The organism is Cylindrospermopsis sp. CR12 (assembly GCF_001432185.1).
GTDB lineage: Bacteria > Cyanobacteriota > Cyanobacteriia > Cyanobacteriales > Nostocaceae > Raphidiopsis > Raphidiopsis raciborskii.
In genome coordinates this window covers 1-1,418 of record NZ_LMVE01000119.1, presented here as the reverse complement: position 1 = coordinate 1,418, position 1,418 = coordinate 1, and the positions used below count along the sequence as shown (strand labels likewise).

1 protein-coding gene is annotated in these 1,418 nt (G+C 36.6%); it reads right to left on the bottom strand.

The genetic code is table 11. The features are described 5' to 3' along the window. Positions 1-314, bottom strand: a 314-nt coding sequence (locus ASL19_RS13460; protein ID WP_200959866.1) for a helix-turn-helix domain-containing protein, incomplete at its 3' end; no start/stop codon positions are given. Positions 315-1,418: the final 1,104 nt, after the last annotated feature.

The following is a 1,418-nucleotide window of genomic DNA, read 5'->3' as shown; positions in this document are numbered from 1 at the left end:
TTTGCGACAGCAGAAACCAACTGTCTTGAGACGCCCAACTTTTTAGCAACCTCTGTTTGAGTGAAGCCTTGATCAAGGAGAGAAAGAATTTCTGGAGTTCGTGTGGGAAACTGGTATCCCAGTTCTTTAGCGATTCCAGAAACTGTCGCCAGAGAACAGCCCAACTTTTTCGCAATAAATCGGAGAGTTACGCCCTGTTTTATCAGCGATGCGATCAGTACGGTCTTTTGTCCTCTGGTAAGTTTTTTTTCTGGCGCCCCGGAGCGTGACTTTGGTTTTTTCGGCTTATCGCTTTTATCTTTCTTTTCTTTCATATAATCTTATATAAATTTATCAATATGTATAAAATCTACACCACATCGGGAAAAAGGATTATTATTAGGAGTAAACTTTACCTCATATTCAGACGAGTTACAGCAGTTTTCATCTATTTAAACCAGATTTTGATTACCTTCTCCCTTTGCGCGAAACAAAAACCGTGGTTCATTTACCTGAAATTCGCTGTAAAAGATATGCAGAATTTCCATACTTTAGGTGATAGATATTTTTGCAGTTTTGATGCAATAATTGATTTCATGATTCATTTATATGGTATTATTAAAGTACATGAGCATCTGCATTCACTACAAGAAATGTATTTAAGCGTATTAAAGGAGCATAACTATATAGTTTTGGAAAGTGATAATAAATTGCATGTTTTTTACGGTGATTAATCTAAAAACCAGCGATAGGCTCAACACCTACTGTAATAGTAATTTACCAAAACTACTATACGCAAAATCTATCCGAACTACTGTCCTGGCATAAAGCTAAAAGCCAAATCTATTAAACGTCCAGGTGATCGCCACTTAGTTCCTCTCCCCCAAATAAAGAAGTCTAAATATCATTACTACTGTCCTCAAGGCAATCTCTATGAAATGCGATCGCACGATGAGTTCACAGTTAGAAACCTATCCGAACTACTGTCTTTCGATATCCAAAAAAAGGAAGTGCAAAGTCTAGAAAGCAGACTAGATGACTGATCGCCTTTCTATGAGAAACCTACTGTATTGAGATAAATGTTGGAATCCTAACCTGTAAGATGCGATCGCCCTTTTTATATGTATACCCAAACTACTGTCTTGAGTTAGGCTACGGATGGAAGAGAGAAGAACAGAATATTGTTGCTATCCTAAATATAGGGAATGGTGTCCCCAAGTGCGTTTAAGAGAATTTTAGCCCACATTCCGCACCCTCAACTATCAGGGAGGGAAATTACTGAGATAAAAATCAAAGTTAGCATAAAAATAAACATAGAGAGTGAAAAAAGCATTCGAGAAACAGTAAATCAGCAAAAATGTCATCAAAATCTATTCTCAATAAGCAGCAATAAGAATTCACATTACCCAGAGAGGTGAACAAATAAATAAAATTAAGAT